Source organism: Calditrichota bacterium, from assembly GCA_014359355.1.
Lineage (GTDB): Bacteria > Zhuqueibacterota > Zhuqueibacteria > JANLFK01 > Oleimicrobiaceae > Oleimicrobium.
This window is the reverse complement of the sequence record JACIZP010000074.1, coordinates 1-5289: the sequence shown is the minus strand read 5'-3', so window position 1 is coordinate 5289 and position 5289 is coordinate 1. Positions and strand designations below refer to the sequence as shown.

Here is a 5289-nt window from a genome sequence, read left to right as displayed (position 1 = left end):
CCGCCGGCCGATTCGGACAGCGATTAGCGAGGCAGGAGAGAGGCGTTGGGAATGGTACAAACCTTTGTCCGACATCTGGAGTGTGCGCGGTGCGGGGCGACCTACCCGGCGAGCGAGGTGCACAATCTCTGCCAGTGTGGTTCCCCCCTGCTGGTGAGATACGACCTTGACGAGGCAAGGGCCAGGCTGCGGCGGGAAGCCACGCGCCCCAGCGACTTTGGTGTGTGGCGCTTCCGCGAGCTGTTGCCCGTAATCGACACCCGCCACATGGTCACCTTAGGCGAGGGGAACACACCCCTTCTGAGATTGGAGAGATTAGGGGCTGGGGTAGGTCTTTTCAATCTTTACATGAAGGACGAAGGGCAGAACCCCACAGGCTCGTTTAAGGCGCGTGGTTTGGCTGTGGCCGTGTCTAAGGCAAAGGAGTTAGGCCTCACGCGCGGTGCCATCCCATCGGCCGGGAACGCAGGCGGTGCCTTCGCTGCTTATGCCGCAAAGGCGGGCCTTAGCGCGCACATCTTCATGCCTGCTGATGTGCCTCTGGTTTTCAGAAGTGAATGCAGCCTCTACGGCGCCACTGTGCACCTGGTGGAAGGAGTCATCACCGACTGCGCGCGGGCCTTGCGCGAGCGCGCACAGCAGGAGGGTTGGTTTGACTTTTCCACACTCCGCGAGCCTTATCGCCTGGAAGGCAAGAAGACCATGGGGTACGAACTGGCTGAGCAGGGCGGTTGGCAATTGCCGGACGTGGTCATCTATCCCACCGGGGGCGGCACTGGTCTGGTGGGCATGTGGAAGGCGTTCGCGGAGTTACGGCAACTCGGCTGGCTGGAAGGGGACCTGCCGCGCATGGTGGCGGTGCAGGCCACCGGGTGCGCGCCTATTGTGCACGCCTTTGCCGCAGGGGCCGAACATGCCACTCCGTGGCAGGGAGCGGAGACTGTGGCCCTGGGCCTGCGCGTGCCCCAGGCACTGGGGGATTTTCTCATCCTCAGGGTGCTGCGCGAAAGCCGCGGCACGGCTATTGCAGTGGACGACAGTGACATCATCGCCGCGCTGCGCGAGTTGGCTACTGTGGAGGGGGTGTGGGCGTGCCCAGAGGGAGCTGCGACCTGGGCTGCGTGCAAGAAGCTGGTCGCCTCCGGCTGGATCAAGCCGCATGAGCCGGTGGTGCTTTTCAACACAGGAAGTGGCCTCAAATACCTCGAAGTGGTCGGTCCGCCCCCCTTCCGTGGAGGCCAACGGTCGCGGCAGGGTCGGCGGAAAAAGTATTGACAAAGTTCATTTGTTTTGTTAAATTGCCAGTCGCTGCTGCGCCCGCGAAGAGAAAGGCTGCGGTCCTGCGGTGGGAGTTTGGGTGCGGGGGAGAGATGGCCGCCGCGGCGGCGGCCGTTTTTGCTCCAGGGGGCATCAAGCGTCGTGGCTTTTGGAGGCGAGATGAAAGAAACAAAGTTACGCAAGCTGATCAAGCTCGTCGAAGACAGTGACATCGAAGAGCTGGAAATCTCCTCCTGGGGAAAAAGCGTCCGCATACGGAAATTCATCCTGGACCACCGCCCGACTTCTGCGGCGCCGCAGGTGCGCACTGAAGCGCCAGTTGCGGTCGAGCAGGTACAGGTGCCAGTACCGGTACCCCCCGCGGTGCAACCGACCACTGCGACCCAGGAGCTGCCCGCGCCACCAGCGGCAGTCCCTGCCGAGGATATCATCGAGATCAAGTCTCCCATGGTGGGCACCTTCTACCGGCGGCCCTCGCCCGAGGCCGAGCCCTATGTCGAGGTGGGAGACATCATCTCGCCAGGCAAGGTGCTCTGCATCATCGAGGCGATGAAGCTGATGAACGAAATCGAATCGGAGGTGTCAGGACGCATTTTGAAAATCCTCGTGGAGAATGCTCAGCCTGTGGAATATGGGCAGCCGCTGTTTCAGGTACAGAAGCTCTAACGAGCTCGGTCGACGACGTGGCTCGGCGCAGTGAGACTGCACTGACGGTGGTGGAACGGAGAAGGTGTTCAAGAAGATCCTCATAGCAAATCGCGGCGAGATAGCCCTGCGCATCATTCGCGCTTGCAAAGAGCTGGGCATTGCCACGGTGGCCGTCTACTCCGAGGCAGATGCCGAGTCGCTCCACGTGCGCTTTGCCGACGAGGCGGTGTGCATTGGCCCGCCCGCGGCGCACCTGAGCTACTTGAACATCCCGCGTATCATCGCCGCTGCCGAGGTCACAAATGCCGACGCCATCCATCCGGGATACGGTTTCTTGGCCGAAAACCCCCACTTCGCAGAGATCTGCGAGTCCTCCGGCATCGAGTTCATCGGCCCCTCGGCCGCGACCATCGCCATGATGGGCGACAAGGCGGTGGCAAAGAAGACCATGGCCAAGGCTGGCGTGCCGGTCATCCCTGGCAGCGACGGCACGGTCAACGACAAACGCGAGGCGCTGCGCATCGCCGAGGAGATCGGCTATCCGGTGATTATCAAGGCGGCAGCCGGAGGCGGCGGGCGTGGCATGCGCATCGTGCGGCGCCGCCAGGACTTTGAAAACGCCTATATGACCGCCCGCAGCGAGGCGGAGGCCGCATTCGGTAATCCGCAGGTCTACATCGAGAAGTACTTTGAGAACCCTCGGCACATCGAAGTGCAAGTGCTCGGCGACGCTCATGGCACCATCGTCAGTCTGGGCGAAAGGGAGTGCTCCATTCAGCGCAAACACCAGAAGCTCATCGAGGAGTCTCCGTCGCCCGCAGTGGATGCGCAGCTGCGCCGCAGAATGAGCAGGGCGGCGCTGCGCGGTGCCAAAGCGGCTAACTATCGCAGTGCCGGCACCATCGAATTCCTCCTTGACGAGGATGGACAGTTCTATTTCATGGAGATGAACACGCGCATCCAGGTCGAGCACACGGTCACCGAGATGGTCATTGGCATCGACCTGCTCAAAGAGCAAATTCGCCTAGCCGCGGGAGCAAAACTGGACAAGCGCATCGGCGACTATCGCCTGCGCGGCCATGCCATCGAGTGCCGCATCAATGCCGAAGATCCTGATGCTAACTTCCGCCCCTCACCAGGGAGAATTACCGGGTTGCACACGCCCGGAGGACCACGCATCCGCGTGGACAGCCACGCCTACGCGCAGTATCAGATCCCGCCCTTCTACGATTCGCTCATTGCCAAGGTGATCACCCATGGCCGCAACCGCGAAGAGGCCATCGGTCGCATGGAATGGGCGCTGGAGGAATTTGTCATCGAAGGCATTAAGACTACCATACCGCTGCACAAGCGCATCATGCGCGATCCCGATTTTCGCAGAGGGCAGTATTCCACCCGTTTCCTTGAACAGTTCGAGAAGAAAGGAGGGCTCTGATGGAAGTCCCCAAGGACTTGCTGTACACAAAGGACCATGAGTGGCTTCGCGTCGATGGCGACATCGCAACTGTAGGCATCACCGCGTACGCAGCGGGCGAACTGGGCGACGTAGTGTTCGTGGAACTGCCCGCGGTTGGCGCGCAAACCAAGCAGATGGAGCCATTCGGCACCATCGAGGCAGTGAAGGCAGTCAGCGACCTCTTTGCTCCCGTCAGTGGCCAAGTGATCGAAGTCAACGAGGCCCTGAGTGACAAGCCGGAGGTGGTTAATAGCGACCCCTACGGCGAGGGGTGGATGATCAAAATCAAGATTGCGGACAAAGGCGAACTGAAGAATCTGCTCAGTCCCGAGGCCTACCAGGCGCAGATATCGTAGCGCGGGCCCTTTGCTCCGCGTGTTCCGACCGATGGCGCCAATGAGCTCAAGTTGGTGAGCAATAAGGAGCGGCGATGCCCTACTTGCCTTGCACAGATGACGAGCGTAACGAGATGCTCAAAGCAATAGGGGTCAACAAGTTCGAGGAGTTGCTGGCCCCCATTCCAGAAGAGCTCCGCCTCAAGAAACCTCTCAACCTGCCGGCGCCCCTGTCCGAGTACGAAGTGACTCGTCTGCTGGCGGAGATGGCGCAGCAGAACACCACCGTGAACGAGGCCATCTGCTTCTTGGGCGGCGGAGCCTACGACCACTTTGTCCCCGCTGCGGTAGGACATATCACGTCGCGCCCGGAATTCTACACGGCCTACACACCCTATCAACCGGAGGTGAGCCAAGGGACGCTGCAGGCAATCTACGAGTATCAGAGCATGATTTGCGCGCTCACCGGCATGGATGCCTCCAATGCCTCGATGTACGACGGGGCCTCTGCACTTGCCGAGGCGGCGCTCCTTGCGTTCAGCCACACTCAACGCCGCGAGATTCTGGTCTCGCGGGCGGTCAACCCTTTCTACCTGGAGACCATACGCACCTACTGTCACGGCCAGGGGATCGAAGTTCATCTCGTCGACCTGGACGATGGTGCCACAGAAGTTGATAACCTCAAAGGGCTCATCAGCGAGAAGACTGCCGCGGTGGTCGTGCAGCACCCCAATTTCTACGGATGCCTTGAAGAGGTGGAGGAGCTGGCGGCGGTCACCCACCAGGCCGGAGCGCTCTTCATCACCTCCAATGATCCTATCTCGCTGGGCCTCTTGCAACCGCCAGGCAGCTACGGGGCAGACATCGCCACCGGAGAGGGACAGGCATTAGGGACGCCGTTGAGCTTCGGCGGCCCGTACCTCGGCATTTTCGCCACAAAGCAGGAGCTGGTGCGCCGCATGCCTGGCCGCATCGCGGGTCAGACGGTGGACAGCGAAGGCCGAATCGGTTACGTGCTCACCTATCAGACACGCGAACAGCACATTCGCCGGGAAAAGGCTACTTCTAATATCTGCACTAACCAGGCCCTTGTCGCCTTGGCTGCCACTGTGTACCTCGCCCTGATGGGCAAACACGGCCTGGGTACCGTGGCAAATCTCTGTCTGCAGAAGAGCCACTACTTGGCGGAGGAAATAGCGAAGATTCCTGGCTTCCGGCTAAGATTTGGGCGGCCGTTCTTTAAGGAGTTTGTGGTCGAGGCGCCGTTTCCGGCCGAGCAAATAGTCGACAAGCTTGTGGCGCAGGGTATTTTGGCGGGTGTGCCACTTGGTCGCTTCGAGCGGTCGATGGCAAATTGCCTGTTGATTGCCGTGACCGAAAAGCGGACAAGGGCGGAGATGGACAGGCTCCTGAGTGCGCTGCGGCAACTGGCTGCATAGACGCGATGAGGTGAAAAGGGTGGCTTAGCGAGAGAAAAAGCTTGACTATTTGTTCGGAAATTTGTAAATTTGCGTTGCAAAATTAGAGGAGTATGCCCAGAGAGAGTTTGCTACAAGGTCTGTACCTGGCAAT

Annotated in this window: 5 protein-coding genes; all 5 read left to right on the top strand. The window is 60.4% G+C overall.

Translation table 11 applies throughout. The features are described 5' to 3' along the window. The first annotated feature begins 51 nt into the window (after window positions 1-51). The 5 genes from H5U38_03255 to gcvPA all read left to right on the top strand — a co-directional run bounded on the left by H5U38_03255 (window position 52) and on the right by gcvPA (window position 5156). Window positions 52-1275 carry a threonine synthase gene (locus H5U38_03255; GenBank protein MBC7186032.1) on the top strand — a complete coding sequence of 408 codons (1224 nt, stop codon included), beginning with the start codon at window positions 52-54 and terminating at the stop codon, window positions 1273-1275. Between the two features lie 162 nt (window positions 1276-1437). Continuing rightward, on the top strand, window positions 1438-1944 hold the full coding sequence (locus H5U38_03250; GenBank protein MBC7186031.1) for an acetyl-CoA carboxylase biotin carboxyl carrier protein: 507 nt from the start codon (window positions 1438-1440) through the stop codon (window positions 1942-1944). Between the two features lie 64 nt (window positions 1945-2008). Beyond that, entirely contained in the window at window positions 2009-3361 is a 1353-nt protein-coding gene (gene accC / locus H5U38_03245) for an acetyl-CoA carboxylase biotin carboxylase subunit (GenBank protein ID MBC7186030.1), read from the top strand. Beyond that, window positions 3361-3738 carry a glycine cleavage system protein GcvH gene (gcvH, locus tag H5U38_03240; protein ID MBC7186029.1) on the top strand — a complete coding sequence of 126 codons (378 nt, stop codon included), beginning with the start codon at window positions 3361-3363 and terminating at the stop codon, window positions 3736-3738. The genes accC and gcvH overlap by 1 nt, the downstream gene beginning before the upstream one ends. 74 nt (window positions 3739-3812) lie before the next feature. Next, entirely contained in the window at window positions 3813-5156 is a 1344-nt protein-coding gene (gene gcvPA / locus H5U38_03235) for an aminomethyl-transferring glycine dehydrogenase subunit GcvPA (GenBank protein MBC7186028.1), read from the top strand. The last annotated feature ends 133 nt before the right edge of the window (window positions 5157-5289 follow it).

Bases quoted from the DNA above. Each gene is read 5' to 3' on its own strand.
- gcvPA (MBC7186028.1), top strand. From the start codon at position 3,813: ATGCCCTACTTGCCTTGCACAGATGACGAGCGTAACGAGATGCTCAAA.
- H5U38_03250 (MBC7186031.1), top strand. From the start codon at position 1,438: ATGAAAGAAACAAAGTTACGCAAGCTGATCAAGCTCGTCGAAGACAGT.
- gcvH (MBC7186029.1), top strand. From the start codon at position 3,361: ATGGAAGTCCCCAAGGACTTGCTGTACACAAAGGACCATGAGTGGCTT.
- H5U38_03255 (MBC7186032.1), top strand. From the start codon at position 52: ATGGTACAAACCTTTGTCCGACATCTGGAGTGTGCGCGGTGCGGGGCG.